This is a genomic window from Paenibacillus planticolens, from assembly GCF_013141725.1.
Taxonomy (GTDB): Bacteria; Bacillota; Bacilli; order Paenibacillales; family NBRC-103111; genus Paenibacillus_E; species Paenibacillus_E planticolens.
Genome location: NZ_WHNZ01000078.1, coordinates 42,362 through 65,325, shown reverse-complemented (window position 1 = coordinate 65,325; position 22,964 = coordinate 42,362). Strand labels below are relative to the sequence as shown.

Below are 22,964 nucleotides of genomic sequence, written 5' to 3'. Positions count from 1 at the left end.
TATGTCAAGTTATATGACATTAATATCACCCTATTTCCCTTTTTGGATATAAAAAAACACCCATCCCTAAGGATGAGCGTTTCTATTAGCCCTTCTCGTCAAACTCAAAATCAAAATCACCGATTTGAATCGTCTGCCCATGAACAGCGCCACGGCTGCGCAGATCTTGATCGATTCCCATGTTGCGCAAAATGCGAGCGAATCGCGCGACGGCATCCGGCGTGCTGAAATTCGTTCGTTTGATCAACTTCTCAATCGAAGGGCTTTCGATTACAAACGTATCGTTTACCCGGCGAATGGTGTAATCATTCTCCTCTTGTTTCTCGAAGCGGTACACTTTGCGCTCTTCTTTCTCAGCTACGCCCTCTACTTCAGGCGCATGCGGTATGCTCTCTACAATGTCAGATATCTTGTAGAGAAGCTCCTGCACGCCGCCTCGCGTTAACGCCGAGATCGGATACACCTCAAGCTCTTTGCCGTCGGCAGCAAGCTGCTCCTTGAATAAGGCAAGATTATCCTCGGACTCTGGCATGTCCATTTTATTGGCTACAACGATTTGCGGACGCTGCTCCAGCTTCGCATTGTAGAGCTTAATCTCCTCATTGATCATGAGGAAATCTTGATAAGGATCGCGCCCGTCTGCCGCAGACATATCGACTACGTGCACGATAACTCGCGTCCGTTCCACATGGCGCAGAAATTCATGGCCGAGCCCCACGCCCTCGTGGGCGCCTTCAATCAGACCCGGAAGGTCCGCCATAACGAAGCTGCGGCCGTCACCGACATCCACAACCCCGAGGTTCGGGGTAAGGGTTGTGAAGTGATACGCTGCAATTTTCGGCTTTGCAGCAGAAACAACCGACAGCAGCGTGGATTTACCCACGCTGGGGAAACCGACGAGGCCGACGTCTGCCATGACCTTCATCTCCAGTACAACCCAGCGCTCAACGCCTTCCTCGCCGTTCTCCGCAATCTCCGGAGCCGTGATGCGCTGCGTCACGAACCGAGTGTTGCCCCGGCCACCGCGGCCACCTTTGGCAACAACGACTTCCTGGCCGTGTCGCGTTAAGTCTGCGATGATTTCTTGCGTATCATCGTTGATAACCGTCGTACCTGGCGGAATGCGAACAATCATGTCTTCCGCATTAGCGCCATGCATGGACTTGTTGCGGCCCTTCTCGCCACGATCCGCCTTAAAATGCTTCTGATAGCGGAAATCCATCAGTGTACGCAAACCTTCGTCGACACGGAAAATCACATCGCCGCCATTGCCTCCGTCACCGCCGGCAGGACCGCCTTCCGGTACGTATTTCTCGCGCCGGAACGCCACTAATCCATCGCCGCCGTCGCCGCCTTTTACAAACACTTTCGCTTTATCTACAAACATTTCAACACCTCAACTAAGATAAGACTTTGGTCTTCAATTAAAGACCCCTCTATTATAAAAGAAACGGCAGCCTTATTGTAATAACTGCTTCTCCTTCTTGCCAATCATTATGTTCGAGTGAATATAAGCCCGCCTGAGTACCCACGCTTTCCTTAACCGCTTTCTCGAGCCGTTCTTTTTGATAAGGCCCTTGATAGACGAAATCCAGCAGCAGGCCATCGTCTTGAAGTGCGAATTCCAAGCTTAGTTTGCCGCTTTCATCCTCACCCGCTGCCGCATGCATTTGCACACATTCAACCGTTTGCCTTACCAATTTTTCAATCAGACCGCCACTCAGAGGAAGTTGTCCTAAGTTAATCTCTTCATCTAACGCAACTTCGAGCTCTAATGACTTCGACTGAACTCGGAATATGAGCAAATAAGCAATTAACGAAGGGATGCCCAGCTTGGAAAGATTGCTTTCCTGCTGCATATTCATTTTTATTTTTTCCATATAAGGCTGTAAATTATCAAACTTCTTCAGCTGAATATAGCCAAATAATATTTGGGTATCGTTCATCCAATCGTGACGCAATCGGTTGATCACCTGAATCAAATTTCTCTGAGCAAGATCTTCCTGCTCCCGAAGCTCTTGATTCCGTCTCTCTTTAACGCTGCTTACTTGCAGTTTGAAAGCTGCGTAGCCGCAAATAACGATGATTAGGAGCAATGCCGCCCTGACGATCCAGGGTTCCAGAAACATCATCCCCGTTAATCCAATGAGCACAAGTGCCAATAAATAAACTTGTGCGCTGACCACTCGTTTCATCCCATGTCCGCTCCGTTCTCCCGCTTTGTAACCGTCCATCAAGTATAGCATGGCTATCTTGCAAACGTCACCAAACAAATGAGAAAACCTCTGCCCTTGGCCATTCGGAAATGAGCGACCGCGTTTAGAGGTTTGCTTCTTATTAGGAAAAAATCCCTGACGGGCTTATCGCTCGCCAGGGATTCTCATTACGCTTCTAGAGCTGCAGCCACAGGAGCTACATCAACTGGGTATACACTCACTTTTTTGCGATCGCGGCCTAAACGCTCGAATTTCACTACGCCTTGTACTAAAGCGAAAAGTGTATCGTCCGAACCAATGCCCACGTTCGTTCCTGGGTGAATTTTCGTACCGCGTTGGCGATAGAGAATGCTTCCCGCAGTAACGGTTTGACCGTCAGCACGTTTTGCGCCAAGGCGCTTAGAGTGTGAGTCACGTCCGTTCTTTGTGGAACCTACACCCTTCTTGGAAGCGAAAAACTGGAGATCCAATTTCAACATGATGTTATCCTCCTTTGTGATAGATTATTTCAATCGTTATATAGTCACCGTAATTTTCTGCAATGGTTTGTAGCATGACGACCATCGATTCCAGAATCACCTGGACTTTATTCCAATTCTCCGGTACAGCACGAGCGCTCTCTGGTATCGTAATATCCATGAAGCCCCGCTTCATCTCGTGAATGGGAATGACACCCGTTAGCGATTCAATCGAATTATATGTACCGAACGTAACCGCCGATACTGCAGCGCAGACTAGGTCTTTGCCAGGTACGTCATATTCAGCATGGCCTTCCACTACAAAAGATACAATTTGAGGTGAATCCGGTACTAGACGCTTTATGGTCACGTAGATCATAAGGCCGCCTCTTACGCTTGGATTTTCTCAACTACAACTCTTGTGTATGGTTGACGATGACCTTGCTTTTTGTGGTAGTTCTTTTTCGGTTTGTACTTATACACGATAACTTTCGCGCCTTTGCCGTGTTTCTCCACTTTCGCGGATACTGCAGCACCGGATACCAATGGAGCACCTACAACTACGCCGCTCTCTTTGGATACCATAAGCACACGATCAAAAGAAACAACTTCACCTTCAGCTGCGTTCAATTTTTCGATGTAAAGAACATCGCCCTCTTGAACTTTGTACTGTTTACCACCAGTTTCAATAATTGCGTACATTTTTCATGACCTCCTCATGTCTCAGACTCGCCTTGTCCAGGTGACGGCCGTGGATAAATATCCAATGCCGTGCTTGAACCCGTTTCGCGCGGTTACAGCATGCCTAAACAACACACTCCGAGTATTATATCACAGATATATTTTGATATGCAATGTTTTATTTGCGTTTTCGCGTCATCTCAAGCAAACCCAGCCTCGTCCAGCCAACGATAATCGTTTTGGAACGATCTTTGCGCACAGCCTGCGTGATATTTTCCATGACCGCGGCGCGGTTTGCCTCTGAAGTCATATCGATAAAATCAACGATAATAATGCCTCTTATATTCCGAAGACGCAAAAGTCTCGGAACTTCACTTGCCGCTTCTCGATTAATATCCGTAACCGTCTGTTCCAGATCAATGGAACCGGTATATCTGCCTGTGTTCACATCAATAACTGTGAGCGCTTCGGTTTGATCAATAATCAAATATCCCCCGCTTGGCAGCCAAATCTTGCGTCTAAAGCTCTGATTCAGTTGTTCCGTTACGCCAAATTGATCAAACAGAGGAATTTTCCGGTCGTAAAAAGCGATTCGCCCCCGCCAGCTTGGGTGCTGCTTGCGAAGCAATTGTCTCATTTCTTCAAATACCTTGGCATCATTAAGCCAAACTTCATTCACATCCGAAGTAATAACATCTCGGGCTAACCGCGGCAAAAGATCAAGATCCTGATAAAGCTGCTCGGGAGCCTCTGCCCCATGCGCTTTGGATTGGATAGTTTGCCACAGATCCCGCAAGTTTTGCAAATCGTCACGGATCGCTTCTTCGCTTTGACCGAGCGAGCCTGTACGCAGGATAACCCCTTCACCCGGAAGTAAATTGCCCTCTGCCAACTGCTTGAGGCGCTGTCTTTCGGCTTCCAAATCGATTTTTCGGGAGATTGCAATGTAATCGGCGCCTGGCATGTACACAATCCAGCGGCCAGGGATAGAAACATGAGTTGTTACTCTGGCACCCTTAGTGCCTTGCGGATCCTTCGATACCTGTACCATGAGTGTCTGCCCCACTTCGGCAAGTTCCGTTATGGAGGGTTTAATTTTCGGTTGCTTGTCCAAATGGACAGGGAGGAGATCGTCTATATAAAGAAAGGCATTCTTCGCAAGTCCAATATCGACGAATGCTGCTTGCATGCCGGGAAGTACATTGACGATGCGACCCATGTAGATGCTGCCTGCTCTTTGGGAATCAAGCGGATACTGCGAATCATACTCAACAAGGCGACCCTCTTCCAGCAAAGCCGCTTGTGTAAGTTCCGGTGCGCAGTGAATTATAAGTTGCTTCATACACGTTCACCTCAACAGTTATTTTACATGAAAAGATCGGAAACTGCACTCCCCGGTTTTTTTCCATCTAAATAACCGCTCACCAATTGCTGCTCAGGCACAATGGCTTGAATACGTCCCGTTTCGTTGACAATATAGATTAAGTGATATTTTTCCCGCATAAAAAGCTTCAAGGTATCCGCCATCGTCCGGTGCTTCGTTATGACGATCGGCTGCGCCAACGTCCCGCGGCTTAGCAGACGGCTCACCCGGCTCCCGCGACTGATAAGAAAGCGAAAAAAGTGATACGGCAGTTGCCGGTAAGCGTACCAATTGGACACTAGCAAGAAAATGCCGATCACCAGGATATTTAACGGCAGCTGACCGCTAATTAGCTGGATAATAGCCATGACAATGATACCCAAACTTAAAAACATGGAAATCCACACGGTGTACAAAATCGTATTATGGTAAGACAACAGGTACCCGAGCAAAGACTGCATCACTTTGCCGCCATCCAGCGGCATGACAGGTAGGAGATTGAACAGCCCGATCATCACATTCGCTTCGATAAAGTAATCCCACCAGTTGCTTGATCCTGCCCCCACCCACTTCATAAAAAGAGCCAGAAGGATTAGCCATACATGCTGCATCGGGCCGGCTAACGCAACAACGAGCTCTTCCCAGGTCGGTACGCTGCCGAGCTCATCCACAACGAGCACGCCGCCAAATGGGAGCAGCTGCACTTCCCTCACCCGCCAGCCAAAGCCGTTTGCGGCAGCCAAGTGGCCGAGTTCGTGAACGAGAACGATGCCAAATAAGGTGATAGCCTCCAAAAAATAACCTGTCAGGGCAGAACCGATCAAAACGAGCGTAAATAACGGATGAAACCGATAAGTTGTTCCGAAGAATTTAATCAAAGGAAATCACATCCGTTGGGTTGACAGGGCGGCCTTCTCTCGTAAAAGCAACATATATCGTCCCTTTCGCCGGATCTTTCTTGGATGCCTTGCCGATAGGTTCACCCACTTTCATCCAGTCTCCCGCCTCCACACTTGCCTCGCTTAAACCGCCATATAACGATTGCAGCCCTCCCGGATGGCGTATGATTACCGTTATACCGGTTTCAGGCGTCATGCCGGAGAAAACGACTTGTCCTGTATCAAGCGCATAGACCGGCGCAAATTCCGCTGTATTCAGCGTAACGCCAAGCTGGTTGGTTCCATCGAACGGTTTGAGGATGCTTCCTTTGACAGGGACAAACATCGTGCGCTTCGACGTGCTCACTTTAACGGCTTCATCCCCATCCCGGTTAAAACTTGGAATAAACGACGGGGAGCCCCCGAACTGATTGGTATACCAAGCGGAGAGCGCCGTGAAATCATAAGACTGAGTGAGCGAAGCAGCAACGAACTGCTTCCCTTTGTTTGCCCATGGCTGATTGATCTGAAACATAGCGTACAGCGCCGCAAATATGACGCAGCTAATCAATAGCTTGACCGTTATTTTACGCGGCGAAGGAGGCGCAAACAGTCCTCGCTCACCACCCGCTGGATCCACGCCGCCATTTAGCGTCTTATCCATCAATAATTTCTGCCGCCAGGCGTACTCGGGATCTTCCTCCATGCGCCTTTTCCAATCTGCATCCACATAGAGCGGCAGCTCCGGCTGTTGTCTAGAAGGCGCGCCATGATCCAAGAGCCGGCTTGCTCTCGCCGGACTTCCACTCAGGCTGGAATTGTCCGCTGCCTCGCGCAAGTTCCGAAGCCGTTCCAACCGCCTTTGTTTCACTTTATCTTTGACTTCCATGACAGCCCCTCCCACATGTTTTCCGTCCGGAAAGCAATCTGCCTATCGGCGTACCTGCAAATCTCACATAGTACAGCCTATGAGAAGAAGGACAAGATTATGTGACAAACCCGCATGGAATCTCTTCTGTCCAAACTGCTAACTGGAGATTCTCCCGCTAATTCCACATGAGGGAAACATTTGAGCAGTTTAACTGGAATTTCACCATCTAATTCAGCGCAATCTCCACGAATTAGGTGAATGAGATGTAATTAACGGAAGTATTTCCAGTTAATTGGTTCCGAATATGGGCAACTGCGAAAAATAGCAGGATTTTTTCCCGTTAATTCTATTACGCACAATTCATGCTCAACAGAAAAAGACAGCGCCCCCCATTTTCGGGGTGTAAGCGCCGTCTCTCTGTAAAGTCCATCATATCGAAAAAGGTACAGCATCCTCATTTTATTGGAGTGTGCTGTACCTTTACTTGTCAGAACAATTCCGGTTCACGCTCCTGATGCAGCTTAACGCTCATGACCAGACCAAGCGAAAGCATGTTAATCAGCAAAGAGGTTCCTCCATAACTAACAAAAGGTAGCGTGATTCCCGTTAATGGCATAATTCCGATCATCATGCCTACATTTTCAAAAATTTGAAAGACGAACATGGAAACGACGCCAACCACGATATAAGCTCCGCTTATTTGAGTGCTTTGGATGGAGATCAGAATCATGCGGTAGATGAGCAAGAAATAAATAAGAAGCAGAACAGCGGAGCCCCTGAAGCCGAATTCTTCCCCCACCACGACAAAGATGGAATCCGAATAAGCAAAAGGAATGAAGTTACTGTGGACTGAGGTTCCCTTCAGGTAGCCCTCGCCTTCCAGCCCCCCTGACCCGATGGCTCTGATCGCATTTTTTACTTGATAACTATCGTCTTCCGTCACGTCTTGGGGATACAAGTACGTGTCGATCCGATCCATCCAGTGGCTGAATCCGAAGCCTTTGAGCGCATCATACAAACTAGTATGAAACGTCTTATACAGGGTGAGCAGCAGGAAGCCTAGCCCTGCAAAAATAACGACGCTCAACAAGACATGCGTGTATTTGATATTGCCGATCCAAAGCATGCCGAGCAGGATAATGACGAAAATAATTGCATTCCCTAAGTCCGGCTGAATTAGAACGAGGATGAACGGCAGCAGCACCGCCGCGCATACTGGGATTAAATCGTTTTTGATTTGCAGCAGCTCGCCGCCGCGCTTGGCCAGCAGCGCTGTTACGCAAATAATCAGAATCAGCTTCACCAGCTCGGCAGGCTGGAAAGTTAACCCTCCCGGAAGCTCAAACCAGCCGCGCGCGCCGTGAATCTTTTTACCGAAAAAATAAACCGCAACCAAGGATACGATGCCGATCCCGTACAAATAAGGAGCAATCCGTAAGAGTACACGATAATCAAAAAGACTGCAGGCTAGAAAGGAAATTAAGCCGACGGCATATAGAATAAGAATTTTGGTAATCGAGATAACAATCGACGGGTGATCCACGGATGCGCTGTAAACCGTCATCGTGGAGATGACCATGAAGGCAAACAAGATGATAACAATAGGAATATCGATGTTTTTCAGTTTCGCAAGCACAGCACGATCATCCTATTCCGATAAACTTTTTCATACGTTTAACCCAGCCTGTTTTATCTTCGAGCTGCATGAGCGGCACCGTGTCTCCCAAGATGCGGCGTGCCACGTTGCGATAAGCAATCGCCGCGCGGGAAGACGGATTCATAACGGTAGGCTCGCCTGCGTTGGCCGCCTTAATGACATGCTCATCATCGGGAACGATGCCTAACAAATCAATGGCGAGTACCGAGCAGATTTCATCGATATCCAGCATCTCGCCTTTTTTCATCATCACCGGACGAATACGGTTAATAATCAGCTTTGGCGAGGAGATTTTCTCGTTCTCAAGCAATCCGATAATGCGGTCGGCATCACGTACAGCGGCATTTTCCGGGGTCGTTACAACGATTGCTTTGTCTGCGCCGGCCACCGCATTCTTGAAGCCTTGCTCGATGCCGGCCGGACAGTCAATAATCACGAATTCGAAATCTTTCTTGAGCTCAAGCACAATATCTCTCACTTGCTCCGGCGACACCGCATGCTTGTCCTTCGTCTGAGCAGCAGGCAACAGATACAACTCTTCGAAGCGCTTATCTTTGATTAAGGCCTGCGGCAAACGGCAGCGTCCTTCCGCGACATCCACAAGGTCATAGATAATCCGATTCTCGAGTCCCATAACGACATCCAAGTTGCGCAAACCGATATCGGTGTCCACCATGCATACTTTCTTCCCTAAAAGTGCCAATGCTGTTCCAAGATTTGCTGAAGTCGTTGTTTTACCAACGCCGCCTTTTCCCGAAGTAACAACGATTGCTTCTCCCATTTGTTCTCACCCCATGAGCTAATTTCTATAAAAAGCTATCATTTAAAATTCGAATCAGGCCAAATCCGATGAAGCTGATGAAGCTTATCGATTTCCATTTTACCATCTTTTACATAAGCAAATTCCATAAAAGCCTCTTCAATTCCCCACTCGTCGGGTGAACGGCTAATAATTCCGGCGATCCGCAATTGAGTCGGACGCATATGAGATGCCGCAATGATCGCTTTATCATCGCCGTCGATTCCCGCATGCGCCATTCCGCGAAGTGAGCCCATAATATAAATGTTCCCGGTAGAGGTAATGGTTCCGCCTGGATTAACATCGCCTAAATATAGTAAATCGCCCTCATGATGGAGCGTTTGTCCCGATCGAATCATTCCTTTAAGTGTGGACATTTGGGCGGCAGGTTCTACGGCAGCTTCCTTCCTAGGCTCGCTTTCAATCGATTGAATAAGCAGATTGCCTTTTTGCTTGATGACAGATCTGATTTCTTCTTTCTGCTCCTCGGTTGCTTCTCTGCTGCCTAATTTAACGTGCACATGAATAATTGGTCCGGTCAATATTTGCTGATGCGTCTTCTCCAGCTTATGCTGCAGCTCTTTCAGCAAATCTTGCCACTCGCATGCGTCGTTTAGTAAAAATACGAGGCCATCTTTGACCCCTTTTATCATCACGTGGTGCTTAGCTACAGACATAATTGAATGACGACCTCCCAACCTATACATTTCGGCTCATGTCGTAGATTCTCCTGCTAACCGCCTGGAAAATTAATCTTCACTGTTCGCAGGCACGCTCCGTTTTCCTTCAAGCAGCTTGCGAATAGGGACATAGCAAACCAAGGCGAAAAGCAAATTAAACAGAACGCTTGGGAGCATGTAGTGGGTGAGAGCAAAATTCAAATCAATGTCAATAAGCTTAAACAAGCGGTTAATGCCATAATTGATGAACTCAAACAACAGTAAACCGACTCCGGTGATGAGCAAATTATAAAAAATCAAATTAGGCTGTCTGCGCTGTGCCAGACCGGCCAAATAACCGGTTAGTCCCATCCCGAAGGAATAGACGCCGAGCATCGCCCCATAATAGTTAAAATCGTGCAACAGACCGAATATAAGCCCATAAATAAGTGCGGAATGCCGATGATGAAAAAGACCGATGAACAAAATAAAAACCAGAGTAAAATGGGGTGTAACATGCACGCTGCCTTGCCATGAGGCCGGAAGCAGCCAAACCACAATGGAGCCTTGCAAAATAAACAAACCTAAAAGAATGAGCCACAGCAGATGTCGATTCACGTAACGGCTCACCTCATTTCACTTCCGGAACTTCGACCACAAATACTTCACGGATACGGTTAAACGATGCTTTAGGCTTCACCATAACCTTATAGGTGATCCCGAATTCCCCCGGTCCGATGGAAGAGATCGTCCCTACTTCAATACCCTTTGGAAATACTTGTCCCAAGCCTGATGTAATAATCGTATCTCCGACTTTCATATCGCCCTCATGTTCTACCTTGTTCATGACAAGCTCGCCGGTTTTGGAATCAAAGGATTCGATCATCCCGAAGGGTTGATTCTCATTGCCCTTCACAGTGACGGCAATCGCCTTGGAGTTGTTGTCGGAATCCGTAATTTCCGTCAGCAGCTGCACGTTCGAATGGAAGCCGAACACTTTACTTACTCTACCCACCAATCCGTCAACGGTCATGACGGCCATATTCTCTTTGATGCCGTCCTTGTCGCCGAGATTAATTGTAACCGTACTGTTGTACGGATCCGGATCAATGGTAACGACTTCAGCGATCCGATACGTATACACGTTAGCCTGACGTTGTCGCTCTGTGAAGCCAAGCGCTTCCATCAACCGCTTATTCTGCGATTCCAACTCATTCAGACGCTGCGTATCCCGTGCATACTGTGTAAGGGTCAGCTTCAGCGTCTTATTTTCTTCATAAATAACTCTTAGCTGCCGGATATCTTCGAAGAAACCCGCTACCTGCGCAGCGGGCTTATAGAAGAGTCCTTGCGTCCACGATACCGAGTCTTTGACAAATTTCTCCGGCCATGTCATCGGTGCTCGGTTCCCCAGTGTTAATCCCATTAATATAAAGAAGCAGACTAGACCGAACATCAGGAATATCAGCCTCTTGTTTCCCATGAATTTGAACAAAATGAGCACCTTCTAACGAATATTAACGCTTCTTATATCGCGAACTTGATCCTGACTTGTTTTTGAATAAATGAATGTTTTCCAAGGCGCGGCCTGTTCCAATCGCCACGCAATCGAGCGGATTCTCTGCAACAAGGACAGGCATGCCGGTTTCCCTGGCAAGCAAACGGTCCAGATTGCGCAGCAAGCCGCCGCCCCCGGTTAACACAATCCCGCGGTCCATAATATCCGCTGATAATTCAGGCGGACACTTCTCAAGCGTAACCTTCACAGCCTCAACGATCGCATTAACTGTATCCGTCAGCGATTCCGTAATTTCGTCGGACGTTACGCTCATCGTCTTCGGCAATCCGGAAACAAGGTCGCGTCCGCGGATTTCGAGCGTTTCCGGTTTTTCCATCGGCAGTGCGGAGCCGATTTCCATTTTGAGCGTCTCCGACGTACGTTCCCCAATCATCAAATTGTATGTACGTTTAATGTATTGAATGATGGCATCGTCCATTTCATCGCCGGCGATACGGATGGAGCGGCTCGTTACGATCCCTCCAAGCGAGATAACCGCAACCTCCGTGGTTCCGCCTCCGATATCCACGACCATGCTTCCGGTCGGTTCCCACACCGGGAGATCAGCCCCGATCGCTGCAGCAAACGGCTCCTCAATCGTGTACGCTTCACGCGCGCCTGCCTGTTTCGTTGCGTCCTCGACAGCGCGCTTCTCAACGGCCGTGATGCCGGATGGCACGCAAACCATAACATTTGGGTGCCTCTGGAATAACCAGCGCTGTTTTTGAGCTTGCCTCAAAAAGTAGCGAATCATCGTTGACGTCGTTTCGAAATCCGCAATGACACCGTCCTTCATGGGGCGAATCGCACGAATGTTGCCCGGCGTGCGGCCGATCATTTTTTTTGCTGCGTCTCCGACAGCCTCGATTGTTTTCGTATCCGTACGTAGAGCAACCACAGACGGTTCTCTAACGATTATTCCTCTGCCTTTTACATAAACCAGTGTATTCGCTGTACCTAAATCGATTCCTAGATCTTTCGTAAAGCCTCCGAACATGGCAGTTACTCCTTTCCTATTGCCAACCTATTATATTACATAAAGCCTTCTTCCTTCAAACTTATGAATCTCTGATCACCTATGATAACATGATCCAACACTTCAATACCAATTATTGTTCCGGCTTCCACTAACCGATGGGTTAGCTGTATATCCTCCGGACTTGGCGTGGGGTCACCGCTAGGATGATTATGTACACAGATAATGGAGGCGCTGCTTCTTTTAATGGCTGCGCGGAATACTTCGCGGGGATGGACAATGGATGCGTTTAAGCTGCCCATGGAGAGAGTTTCTTGCGCAAGCACGTGGTTCTTCGTATTCAAAAATAAACAAACGAAATGCTCCTTCTGTAAATAACGAAGTTCTTCGCTTAGCAAATTTGCAATATCCTTCGGGGAACGAATGGTCACACGCTCCGAGAATTTGCTTTTGGCAATTCTGCGCCCGAGCTCAATACCGGCCATAATTTGCAGTGCCTTTGCATCACCGATGCCCCTAATCTGCGTTAACTGGTCTTTGCTCATGTCTACAAGACTTCGCAATCCCCCGGATTCGCTAAGAATGCGGTTGGCTAGACGAACCGCTGACTCCGAAACCGTCCCCGTTCGAAGAATAATCGCCAACAGCTCGGCATGGCTCAAGGCTCCGGCTCCATATTGGAGCATTCGCTCTCTAGGTCTTTCCTCTAACGGCACTTCGCGCAGCAATAAACTTGTGACTTCCATCAATTCCCCTCTTTCCTTCTGTAGGTTATGTTACTTATCCGCATCCCATTCATACCGACAAGGGTCTTAAAACGACACAAAACCCCCGGATGGTTAAGATCCGAGGGCTTCTAGGACAACTGCTCATTATTCGATTGCGGACATCCGAACGCTTTGATTCGTTCCAGCATACTGCCGATGGTGTAACCATCGAAGTACAATTCCATCTGCTTTTCTGCGTCAGCGAAAACATTTCCCATCAGCTTATCCATTTTGGATGAAATCATACAGTTCTTATTTTTCTCATCGCCGGAGCACCAACTTGGCTTCAAAGAGCCGTGACAGGTCAAGCGGTAAATTTCACCCAGAGTCACATCATCCGGATTGCGGCAGAAAATGAATCCGCCTCCGATGCCTTCTTTGGTTGAAACGTAACCGGCTTTTCGCAGAAAGCCCATAACTTTGCGGATACGGGCGGAATGCGTGGATACATTCGCAGCAATTTCTTCGCTGGTTGCCATATGATCAGGCAAATTAGCAAGAAATACGAGACTGTGGACGGCTATCGTAAATTCGCTGTTCATGGCCATTCCTCCCTGAAGAATGCGAAGTCGTGTCGCTTACTGTCATTGTAACCGTTACAGATTACACAGTCAATGTATGAACGCCCAGAAACCGAAAGATTACAAGACTTGGATATCAAAGTTCAGCAGCAAATCGCTCAGCAAGGAAAGCGGTAACCCCACAACGGTAAAATAGTCGCCTGCAATCGATTCCACGATGGTGGCTCCGATCCCTTGAATCGCATAAGAACCCGCTTTATCCTTAGGCTCTCCGGTTGCAATATATCGGCGAATTTGAGCATCTGCCATCGATTTCATCTTCACATGGGTCACGCTATGCGAGACGACGTGTTTCCCTGTTTGTGCATCAACACAGGCAACCCCGCTATATACTTGATGCGTTGTGCCTTGCAGAGCTTTCAGCATCCGGAAGGAATCCTCTTCATCTACAGGTTTGCCCAGAACCTCATCTTGAAGCACGACGATGGTGTCAGAGCCAACAATAATCCCGTGCTTTTCGTCGGACTCCAGCATGTCCCGAACCGTTGACGCTTTGCGTACGGATAAAACTTCCACCAGCTCGGAAGGCGTTATTTTTCCTTCTACGGTCTCATCCGCGTCGCTCACCCGAATGATATAGGGTAGTCCGAGCGATTGAATCAGTTCCTGCCTCCGCGGCGAGGAAGATGCAAGAATAAGTCTTTGTTCTGGGTTAAGGGATTTACTCAAAAGAAACAGCTCCTAGCTTTCAATAATTTCCGTAAAATGGTTCAATGCCGACTATAGCTTGCGATATAGGAGGAAGGCCCCCACTAATCCAAGAATACTGCATAAGTTTAGTCTCACCAGAAGGTGCAGCTCATATTTCACAACTTGCAAATCTGCCTTGGGATCCCAAGTGATAGAGGCCGATTTGGTCAAGAAAGACAAAGCAGGCACAGAAGCCAGCAATTGGCCTACAATAATCCCGGTTATCAAGCCGATAATTAGAAATATGACTAATGTAAAGGTGCCTTTCTTCATCGCTGTCATCCTCTCTTCTATGTACAAGCCCTATTATACGGGTACAAACTATTTTTTTCCATGAAAAAAGTAGCCGAATGGTGATTGTTACCTGCTTACAACCTGAGCTGATCCTAGTAAGATAGTTTATCGGAGGTACTTCAACAATGACATTACTTAAAAAACTTGTCCTGCTCACTTTTATACTTACGATAGCGTTTCCCTATCAAGCCTTCGCCTACAAAATTGTACTTGACGCCGGACATGGCGGGAGCGATCCCGGTGCTATTGGGGTAAACGGTTTACGAGAAAAAGATGTCAACCTCGATATCACCCAGAAGCTCCGGGAAGAGCTAACCAATCGGGGCTACGAGGTTGTCATGACACGAACGGATGACACGTACTGGTCACTCGCGCAGCGCGTTGACTTCACTGATGCCTTGCAAGCGGATTTATTCGTTTCCGTCCATGCCAATTCGCACCCGAACGGCACAGCCAATGGAAGCATGGTGCTCTACTACGACAACGCGTACCCCCAAGAAGATTATCCCGCTAGCGAGAAAATGAAACAGTTGACGCCTTACAGCAAAGATCTGGCGCAGCACGTCTTGGATGCGCTAGTCTCCGCTGCCGGCACCAAAAACTTAGGACTAGTGCCAAGTGCGGTCTATGTAGCCAGAATGGGAAGCATTCCAAGCATTCTTGTGGAAACTGCTTTTTTAAGCCAATCCAGCGATGCAGCATTGCTTGCGAACGATGCGGTGCGATCCAAAATGGCACTGGGAATTGCAAACGGGATTGCTGCTTATACGCCGCCTATGTTTACAGATTCCCTTGGGCATTGGGCAAGAGAGGCCATCCTTCGCATGAAGAACAAAGGAATTATTGACGGCATCGCCAATCGGTATGAGCCGGATCGCGCTTTGAAAAGAGCCGAATTCCTTACCTTGATGGACCGGGTATTTTCATTCAGCACACTAGAGGCGGCTTGTGCGCCAAGCGGAACCGTAACCACTGCGGTTTATGCCTGCCAGACGGCTGATCAAACGTACAAAGACCTGTCCCCTTCCTATTGGGCAAGTCCTGTTTTCGCCAAAGCCCAGAAATTGAACCTGCTTCAAGGCTATGCCGATGGTACGATTCGTCCCGAGCAGCCGATCACACGCGGGGAAGTCGCTTATCTCTTCGACCGGCTTATCCAAATGACTTCAAAAAGCACGGGGCAAACCGCCTCTCCTAAGGTATCGTTCGACGACGTACCCGCAGAATTGTGGAGCGCGAAAGCGATCTATGCGCTGAAACAAAAAGGCATTATTAACGGAATCACCGATACTTCGTTCAAACCGGAGCAAACGATGACACGCGCAGAGATTGCTGCCTTGTTGGATCGTTATTACGCAAAATAAAAGCAGCGTATCTTCAGAGGCTTATCTTAAAGCTCTGGCAGATACGCTGCTTTTTTAGTTACGATACGCTGATTTTCTTAAGAAGTTCTTTCTGTGCAAGGATGTACTGCATCATGGATGTTTGAGCTTGCCACAGCATCGCTGTGGATGGGCTTTTCTTGTACTCATCCATGGACTGCACGGCGCTGTTTAGCGAGGATGTCATCTTTTGAACAATGGGCTTGGCGTCATCGTTTAAGCCTTCATTGAGTGACGCGGACAATGTTGTCAGGGACTGATGGGAGGCGTGAATGGCTTGCAAGGAGCTGTCCGAAAGCGCAGTCGGCTTCGTTTCCGCAAGATGAATTACGGCCATTTCATTAATTGTATTCACTAGCTTATCCCCTTCTGCTAGAAAAGAAGGAACCGCCTCCGGCTTTTGACCACCCCAACGGATTCCCGCCGCAGCCGGAATATCCAAGCTTTTGATATACACTTCTATCGATTTATCCACTGTTTGTACTTGTTGTCTAAGGGTGTTGGCGTCATCCTTATTCTTGGCAAATCCTACGAATACCGTGGGCTTATCCGAGGTATCCAGTGCAGAAGCCAACCCTTTCTTTTTCAGCGTATCCTGGATGGCTTGGGCTCCCTGCAAGGAACTGAAAACGCCATTCTGCAGGATCGTGTAAGATTTAGCGGGAATTTGAACCGGGGTCACGGCAGCGGCCGTCGCCGGCAGCGCGGATGCTTGATCTGTGCCCGTTTTGGCAGCTCCGACCGGCGCTTTCGATGGAACAGCCGCCTGCACGTTAGCCGAAGGCACGGCTATTGTATTTTTGCCCTGTGCGGCCTCTGTTGCGATACGATCGGACGATGAAAACATAGAGAGGACAAAAAATCCGAAAGCGATCCCCGTAACGACAGCTCCGGCTACCGAAGTGGCAATGCGAATCCAGGGCGCACCGCTCGACTTCGCATATCTGGCGCCTGTTTCCGGCTCTACAAAGGGGCCCCTCTGCGTCCAGCTTGACCACTCGTCGCGGTTTCGCTCCGTAATCGGCTCCTGCTCCTGTCTTTCAACAGGAACTTCTCTGCCTCTCTGCTCCTCCCGGACAGACTGGGATTCGCGAATAATTCGCTCGACTCGCTCGCCTTCCGTCTCAATCTGACTGCTCCATCCCCCAAAATCCGTCGTAAACGTATTTAGCGCATGCGGTTCAAATAAGCTTTCTACCTGCTCTCTCTCAGCTTGATGATAGGGAGAAATCTCCTCGGATTTACGGACGTCTTTCGTCTCATTCGCTACTACTTTGAACTCTTCCTGATAGAGTGGGATTACCTTCTCTTCCGAAACCGGCACTCGCGAGGCTTTGCGGTTAGGTTCTGCAGGCTCTTTGGCATCGAAACGATACGTAATTCTTGCTTTACTCATTCTCTTCACTCCTCGTAAAATGTATTTGGAAACGGTCCAGCCGTCATCTTGTCCAAATCTTCTGTTACTAGATTATGATTGAGAGAGTTGAAATATGTTCGGTAATGCAAAAAAAGACCGCCTCCAGCCAATTGGCTTACAGCGATCTTTCCTCTAACCGTTCGTTTCGTATTTCTTGCGCAGTGATTTGGCTAAGCCGTCTGCCGCTTTCCAAATATCCCCCGCTCCCATGGTCAGTACCAGATCCCCCGGCTGCACATGGTCGATTAAGTAGTGGAGAACTTCATCCCTTGTGGCAATATGCTGTACATTGGGATTGCTGTTGCTCTTAATCAATTCAACCAGCTTGGCTGAATCTACGCCCTCAATTCGCTTCTCGCCAGCGGGAGAATAAATATCGGTAATAATAACCTCGTCAGCCTCATCGAAAGAACGGCTGAACTGCTCGAATAAATAATAGGTTCGTGTGTAGCGTTGCGGTTGGAAGACGGCAATGATCCGTTTGCCTGTCGCTTTGGCAGCGGAAATCGTCGCTTGAATTTCAGTCGGGTGATGAGCGTAATCATCAATGACCAAAATGTTTTCCACTTCCCCAAGCACTTGAAATCTACGCTTCGCACCGCGAAACTCTTGAATGGCCTCGGCAATCTTCTCAAAAGGCAGTCCAGCTTCCAAACATGTGATCAACGTAGCTAACGCATTATATACATTGTGCTTACCTGGTACGGACAAGCTGACTTCCCCTAGCAGCGTACCTTTGCAATGGACGTTAAACGTAACCTTGCGGTCGCCTAAGGAAATATCGCTGGCCATATAGTCAGCATCATTATCTATTCCATACGTAACGACTTCGCTTTGAATAGACGGAATCATCTCACGCAAGAACATATCGTCTTGACAGACAATCGCTTTTCCTCCGGGTCTCACTTGACTGAGGAACTGCTTGTAAGCTTTCTTTAAGTTCTCGAAATCACCGTTATAGTTCTCCAAGTGATCCGCTTCGATATTATTCACTAAGGCAAGCGTAGGGTGATATTGAAGGAAAGTGCCGTCGCTCTCATCGGCTTCCGCCACAACGAAATCACCTTTGCCTGCTTTGGCGTTGCTGCCCACATTCATGATTTCGCCGCCTATAATATAGGTAGGATCGATACCGCAAATCTCCATGACCAGAGCGATCATCGAAGATGTCGTCGTTTTGCCGTGAGCGCCCGCAACCGCGATTCCTTTGCGTTCATTCATCAGTCTGGCGAGCATCTGGGAGCGGTGAATAACAGGAATATTCAATTCTTCCGCCGCTTGCATCTCCACATTATCTTTGGATAAGGCTGTCGAGTAAACTACCAAATCAGCACCCGAAACATTGCGGGCTTCATGCCCGATATAAACTTGCGCGCCCTTCGCCTTTAACTTTTCCGTTAACTCTTGGTGTGCCAGGTCGGAACCGGAAATCCGGTATCCCATCTCAAGCATGACTTTGGCAATTGCGCTCATGCCGTATCCGCCGATGCCTATAAAATGTACGTGTTCAGCTTGACTCACGCCGTTCTCACCATCCTTTTTCAGAATCGGTTTGATAGGTAATCCAAGAACGAACATCAGAGATTAAATACAGCGTGCCGGATACGACCGCCAGATCATCCTGCTCAGTTCTGCTTGTAAGGAGTTCTAATGCCCGCTTCCAATCGCGCTCAACCACGATATCGACCTCACGGTTCATATCGTGAAGAAGCTCACGTGCAAGCTCTGCGAGCATAGAGGCATCCCCTTTTTTATGAAAATCGGGTTCCGTAATAATAAGTGTATCCACCAATGGTAGTATATGCCTGAGGTAGCCCGTATGATTCTTTGTCGAAAGCATTCCCATCATCAGATTCAGCTTTCGGTAGCTGTATACGGTTTGGAGCGCAGCGGCAAGTGTCGCGGCTCCTTCAGGGTTATGCGCGCCATCAAGCAAAATGCGGGGCTCGTTCGAAATCATCTCGAGACGGCCCGGCCAACGGGTTTCTTTCAGCCCCTTATACAGGTCTTCATCGTCAACGATGCAGGCATAATATTGACGAAGCACTTCCAACGTCATCACTGCCACGGCGGCATTCTTCAGCTGATGCTCGCCATTCAGCGAGATCGGCACGCCCGGGATCGGCCGGAACGGGCCCCTGAAATCAAAAGTTTGAAGATCCAGCTCGCTTGTCACATTCGCGTAATCGAATTGATCGCCAAGCGTGTAAAGCGTCGCTTTCTTCGCTCGGGCCGCCTGCTCGATTACGCTCCAGCCTTCATGGGGCTGCGCTGCCGTAATAACGGGCACGCCCGCTTTAATAATACCAGCCTTCTCTGAGGCTACTTTTTCGATCGTATCTCCAAGAATGTCCATATGGTCATGGCCTACATTGGTAATGACGGTCACAACCGGATTCACGATATTCGTGCTATCCAGCCTGCCCCCTAAGCCCGTTTCCCATACCACATAATCGGGATACGCCACCTTGCCGAAATACATAATGGCAAGAGCTGTAGAAATTTCAAACATCGACGGGGAGCCAAGCTCTGTTTCGGCAATCTCGTCAATGACCGGCTTCATGTCATTCACCAATCTAAGCAGGTCGTCATCCGGAATATCCTCGCCGTTCACTTGGATACGGTTCGTATACTTTTCCAAATACGGGGACGTGAACGTCCCCACATCATAGCCGCATGCCCGCAAGACGGAAGACAAATACGCACATGTGGAGCCTTTGCCGTTCGTCCCTGCTACGTGAATGAATTTCAATCTGCGTTCGGGGTGACCAAGCTTTTCCATCATCAGCTGCATTCGCTGAAGTCCCGGTTTGATGCCGAGTTTCTCCATCCGGCCAACGATCCAGGCGATCGCTTCCTGCGCGCTTTGGAAAGCTGCCGGATGGTTGTCTTTGAATTCGTTCATCGATCTCATCCTCATTTACTATATGAATCACCTTGTATACGTACCTAGGCAATCGTTGGTTTTCCTTCAATTATCCTTTTAATTCCGCTAAACGAGCTATCACTTTGTCCCGCTTATCCGCATAGTCGGCAAGTTTAGCCTTCTCTTCCTCGATCACCTTCGCAGGCGCCTTGGCCACGAAGCCCTCGTTGCCCAGCTTTTTCTCAATACGCTCGACTTCACCGTGCAAAGTTTGCAGCTCTTTGTCCAAGCGCACAAGCTCTTGGGCGATATCGATCAGCCCGGCCAGCGGCAAGAACAGCTCGGCTCCGGTAATGATCGACGTCATCGCTTTCTCCGGCGCAGCCATTTCGGCGTCGATTTGCAGCAGGGACGTATTGCAGAAACGTTTCAAGTATTCTTCATTGTTACGAAGAATGCTTTGCGTTTCACTGCTTGCCGGCTTGATCAGCAGCTCAACCTTTTTACTCATCGGCACATTCACTTCAGAGCGGATATTACGAACGGACCGGATGGCATCCATCAATAGCTCCATCTCGCGAACAGCATCTGGGGATTCGAACGCCGCATTCTCGGTAGGCCAAGAAGCAAGCGTAATCGTTTCGCCTTCATGCGGCAAATGCTGCCAGATTTCTTCGGAAATGAACGGCATGAACGGATGAATCAAACGCTGCGTGCGGTCAAGCACATAGGCCAGGACGGACTGCGTCTTCTTCTTCGCAGCGGCATCCGTTCCGTATAAGCTCAATTTGCTGAACTCAATGTACCAATCGCAGAGGTCATCCCAGATGAAATTATACAGCAAGCGGCCGGTTTCGCCGAATTCATAGCTGTCAATTAAACGGGTTACGTCGCGAACCGTTTCGTTCAAACGATGCAGAATCCAGCGGTCTGCCGTACCCAGCTGACCCGTCAAATCGATATCTGCGGCCGTAACGCCTTCGAGATTCATAAGCGCAAAACGGGACGCATTCCAGATCTTGTTGGCAAAATTCCGCGCTTGCTCCACGCGCTCCCATCGGAAGCGGAGATCCTGCCCCGGCGTGCTGCTCGTGGAAATCATGTAGCGCATAGCATCTGCGCCATACTTTTCGATCACCTCTAGCGGATCTACGCCATTGCCAAGCGATTTGGACATTTTACGGCCTTCGGAGTCGCGTACAAGACCATGCATCAACACGTCTTTGAACGGAATTTGCTCCGTAAATTCAAGGGCCGTGAAAATCATTCGGGCAACCCAGAAATAAATAATATCATAACCCGTTACTAGAACATTCGTCGGGTAGTAGCGTTTAAGGTCCTCAGTCTCATTCGGCCAGCCGAGTGTGGAGAACGGCCATAGGGCAGAGCTGAACCAAGTATCAAGCACGTCGTTGTCTTGCTTCAGGTTTGTGCTTTGGCAGTGTGAGCAAGCGGAAGCGTCCTCACGGGAAACGGTGATTTGACCGCAATCCGCGCAATGCCAAGCTGGAATGCGATGGCCCCACCATAGCTGACGGGAAATGCACCAATCGCGAACATTTTCAATCCAGTTCAGATAAGTCTTCTCGAAGCGATCCGGAACGAAGTTTACGCCTTTGCCGGATTTTTGCGCTTCAATGGCTTTATCGGCAAGCGGCTGCATTTTCACGAACCACTGCGTGGACAGATACGGCTCGATGACGGCGCCGCTGCGCTCACTGTGACCTACTTGGTGAACGTGCTCTTCGATTTTAATCAGAACGCCTTGTTCCTTCAGATCGGCAACGATTTGCTTGCGGCATTCGAACCGGTCTTTGCCTTGGTATGGGCCTGCATTCGCATTCATCGTGCCGGTTTCATCCATCACCAGAATTTGCGGAAGCTCATGGCGCTTGCCGACTTCGAAGTCGTTCGGATCGTGGGCAGGCGTAATTTTGACGGCGCCGCTGCCGAACTCTTTCTCAACGTACTCGTCCGCAATGACCGGAATCTCGCGGTTTACAATCGGAAGCAGCAATTTCTTGCCGATCAGATGCTGATACCGCTCATCCTTCGGATGAACAGCAACGGCCGTATCGCCAAGCATCGTCTCAGGACGCGTGGTAGCGACAACGATGGAATCCAATCCGTCCGTCGTTTTGTAGGACAAGTGATAAAGCGCACCCTGAACCTCTTTATACTCAACTTCGATATCCGAAAGCGCTGTACGGGCCGCAGGATCCCAGTTAATAATATAGTTGCCGCGGTAAATAAGCCCTTTCTCATACAAGCTTACGAAAACTTCACGAACCGCTTGCGACAACCCTTCATCCAGCGTAAAACGCTCACGGGAGTAGTCCAACGAAAAGCCCATTTTGGCCCATTGTTCGCGAATCGTGTTCGCATAATGCTCTTTCCATTCCCAAACTTTCTCCAGGAATTTTTCGCGGCCCAGGTCATAGCGGGATTGACCATCCTCACGAAGCTTTTGCTCGACTTTTGTTTGCGTAGCGATACCCGCATGGTCGGAACCAGGCAGCCAAAGCGTGTCAAAGCCCTGCATCCGCTTCGTACGAACTAGAATATCTTGAAGGGTAAAATCAAGCGCATGCCCGATATGCAGCATGCCCGTTACGTTAGGAGGCGGGATCACAATGGTGTAAGTTTCCGCATCCGGACGGCTGCCCGCCTTGAAAAAGTCATTCTTGATCCAGTAGTCATACCACTTTCGCTCCGCTTCTTTGGGATCGTACGTGGTAGGCATTTGCAGTTGCTCTTTGATTTCATTCGCTTCGGTCATAAGATTACCTCCATCACTGTTATATCTGTTAAATAGGCTTTTGGGGCCTGTAATTAAGCGCTGGCTTCGGGT

The 22,964-nt window shown here is 48.8% G+C and carries 23 protein-coding genes and 1 other annotated feature; of the genes, 1 reads left to right on the top strand and 22 read right to left on the bottom strand.

Annotation, left to right across the window (positions count from 1 at the left end; genetic code table 11):
* Positions 1-85: 85 nt before the first annotated feature.
* The 18 genes from obgE to GC097_RS29690 all read right to left on the bottom strand — a co-directional run bounded on the left by obgE (position 86) and on the right by GC097_RS29690 (position 14,427).
* Entirely contained in the window at positions 86-1,387 is a 1,302-nt protein-coding gene (obgE, locus tag GC097_RS29775) for a GTPase ObgE (protein ID WP_171686889.1), read from the bottom strand.
* A gap of 52 nt (positions 1,388-1,439) precedes the next feature.
* Positions 1,440-2,246, bottom strand: coding sequence for a Spo0B domain-containing protein (locus tag GC097_RS29770; protein WP_171686888.1), 807 nt, complete (start codon positions 2,244-2,246; stop codon positions 1,440-1,442).
* 137 nt (positions 2,247-2,383) lie between these two features.
* Positions 2,384-2,695 carry a 50S ribosomal protein L27 gene (rpmA, locus tag GC097_RS29765; protein WP_171686887.1) on the bottom strand — a complete coding sequence of 104 codons (312 nt, stop codon included), beginning with the start codon at positions 2,693-2,695 and terminating at the stop codon, positions 2,384-2,386.
* Between the two features lie 4 nt (positions 2,696-2,699).
* On the bottom strand, positions 2,700-3,053 hold the full coding sequence (locus tag GC097_RS29760) for a ribosomal-processing cysteine protease Prp (RefSeq protein WP_171686886.1): 354 nt from the start codon (positions 3,051-3,053) through the stop codon (positions 2,700-2,702).
* Positions 3,054-3,064: 11 nt separating this feature from the next.
* Positions 3,065-3,376: a 50S ribosomal protein L21 gene (rplU, locus tag GC097_RS29755; RefSeq protein WP_127455312.1), complete on the bottom strand. Its 312-nt coding sequence runs from the start codon at positions 3,374-3,376 to the stop codon at positions 3,065-3,067.
* 13 nt (positions 3,377-3,389) lie between these two features.
* Positions 3,390-3,480, bottom strand: a sequence feature (ribosomal protein L21 leader region).
* A gap of 53 nt (positions 3,481-3,533) precedes the next feature.
* The gene (locus tag GC097_RS29750; protein ID WP_171686885.1) at positions 3,534-4,697 is read right to left on the bottom strand and encodes an Rne/Rng family ribonuclease; all 1,164 of its coding nucleotides are present in this window, start codon (positions 4,695-4,697) and stop codon (positions 3,534-3,536) included.
* A gap of 23 nt (positions 4,698-4,720) precedes the next feature.
* Positions 4,721-5,596 (bottom strand): M50 family metallopeptidase, encoded by an 876-nt coding sequence (locus tag GC097_RS29745; protein ID WP_171686884.1) that lies wholly within the window; start codon positions 5,594-5,596, stop codon positions 4,721-4,723.
* Positions 5,589-6,485: a M23 family metallopeptidase gene (locus GC097_RS29740; protein ID WP_171686883.1), complete on the bottom strand. Its 897-nt coding sequence runs from the start codon at positions 6,483-6,485 to the stop codon at positions 5,589-5,591. The genes GC097_RS29745 and GC097_RS29740 overlap by 8 nt, the downstream gene beginning before the upstream one ends.
* A gap of 469 nt (positions 6,486-6,954) precedes the next feature.
* On the bottom strand, positions 6,955-8,103 hold the full coding sequence (locus GC097_RS29735; RefSeq protein WP_171686882.1) for an FtsW/RodA/SpoVE family cell cycle protein: 1,149 nt from the start codon (positions 8,101-8,103) through the stop codon (positions 6,955-6,957).
* A gap of 7 nt (positions 8,104-8,110) precedes the next feature.
* Positions 8,111-8,905: a septum site-determining protein MinD gene (gene minD / locus GC097_RS29730; RefSeq protein WP_171686881.1), complete on the bottom strand. Its 795-nt coding sequence runs from the start codon at positions 8,903-8,905 to the stop codon at positions 8,111-8,113.
* Between the two features lie 38 nt (positions 8,906-8,943).
* Complete coding sequence (gene minC / locus GC097_RS29725; RefSeq protein ID WP_171686880.1) at positions 8,944-9,600, bottom strand: septum site-determining protein MinC; 657 nt, start codon at positions 9,598-9,600, stop codon at positions 8,944-8,946.
* Between the two features lie 72 nt (positions 9,601-9,672).
* Positions 9,673-10,200, bottom strand: a complete 528-nt coding sequence (gene mreD, locus GC097_RS29720) for a rod shape-determining protein MreD (protein ID WP_171686879.1) — start codon at positions 10,198-10,200, stop codon at positions 9,673-9,675.
* A 13-nt stretch (positions 10,201-10,213) separates the two neighbouring features.
* A complete protein-coding gene (gene mreC, locus GC097_RS29715) occupies positions 10,214-11,065 on the bottom strand; it encodes a rod shape-determining protein MreC (protein ID WP_171687014.1) in 852 nt (283 codons plus the stop codon).
* Between the two features lie 34 nt (positions 11,066-11,099).
* The gene (locus GC097_RS29710) at positions 11,100-12,137 is read right to left on the bottom strand and encodes a rod shape-determining protein (protein WP_171686878.1); all 1,038 of its coding nucleotides are present in this window, start codon (positions 12,135-12,137) and stop codon (positions 11,100-11,102) included.
* Between the two features lie 35 nt (positions 12,138-12,172).
* On the bottom strand, positions 12,173-12,862 hold the full coding sequence (gene radC, locus GC097_RS29705) for a RadC family protein (protein WP_171686877.1): 690 nt from the start codon (positions 12,860-12,862) through the stop codon (positions 12,173-12,175).
* A gap of 110 nt (positions 12,863-12,972) precedes the next feature.
* Positions 12,973-13,425, bottom strand: coding sequence for an RrF2 family transcriptional regulator (locus GC097_RS29700; protein ID WP_171686876.1), 453 nt, complete (start codon positions 13,423-13,425; stop codon positions 12,973-12,975).
* A 99-nt stretch (positions 13,426-13,524) separates the two neighbouring features.
* On the bottom strand, positions 13,525-14,133 hold the full coding sequence (locus tag GC097_RS29695; RefSeq protein WP_171686875.1) for a Maf family protein: 609 nt from the start codon (positions 14,131-14,133) through the stop codon (positions 13,525-13,527).
* A gap of 51 nt (positions 14,134-14,184) precedes the next feature.
* A complete protein-coding gene (locus GC097_RS29690; protein ID WP_171686874.1) occupies positions 14,185-14,427 on the bottom strand; it encodes a DUF4321 domain-containing protein in 243 nt (80 codons plus the stop codon).
* Between the two features lie 146 nt (positions 14,428-14,573).
* Here GC097_RS29690 and GC097_RS29685 point away from each other — a divergent pair, with 146 nt between their 5' ends.
* The gene (locus GC097_RS29685; protein ID WP_171686873.1) at positions 14,574-15,812 is read left to right on the top strand and encodes an N-acetylmuramoyl-L-alanine amidase; all 1,239 of its coding nucleotides are present in this window, start codon (positions 14,574-14,576) and stop codon (positions 15,810-15,812) included.
* A gap of 58 nt (positions 15,813-15,870) precedes the next feature.
* On the opposite strand, the gene GC097_RS29680 is transcribed toward GC097_RS29685, so the two are convergent.
* From GC097_RS29680 to GC097_RS29665, 4 genes are all read right to left on the bottom strand, one after another.
* Entirely contained in the window at positions 15,871-17,226 is a 1,356-nt protein-coding gene (locus GC097_RS29680) for an SPOR domain-containing protein (protein WP_171686872.1), read from the bottom strand.
* A 153-nt stretch (positions 17,227-17,379) separates the two neighbouring features.
* Positions 17,380-18,768, bottom strand: a complete 1,389-nt coding sequence (murC, locus tag GC097_RS29675) for a UDP-N-acetylmuramate--L-alanine ligase (protein ID WP_171686871.1) — start codon at positions 18,766-18,768, stop codon at positions 17,380-17,382.
* A gap of 7 nt (positions 18,769-18,775) precedes the next feature.
* Entirely contained in the window at positions 18,776-20,161 is a 1,386-nt protein-coding gene (locus GC097_RS29670) for a bifunctional folylpolyglutamate synthase/dihydrofolate synthase (RefSeq protein ID WP_376768435.1), read from the bottom strand.
* Positions 20,162-20,222: 61 nt separating this feature from the next.
* The gene (locus GC097_RS29665; protein WP_171686869.1) at positions 20,223-22,892 is read right to left on the bottom strand and encodes a valine--tRNA ligase; all 2,670 of its coding nucleotides are present in this window, start codon (positions 22,890-22,892) and stop codon (positions 20,223-20,225) included.
* Between the last annotated feature and the right edge of the window lie 72 nt (positions 22,893-22,964).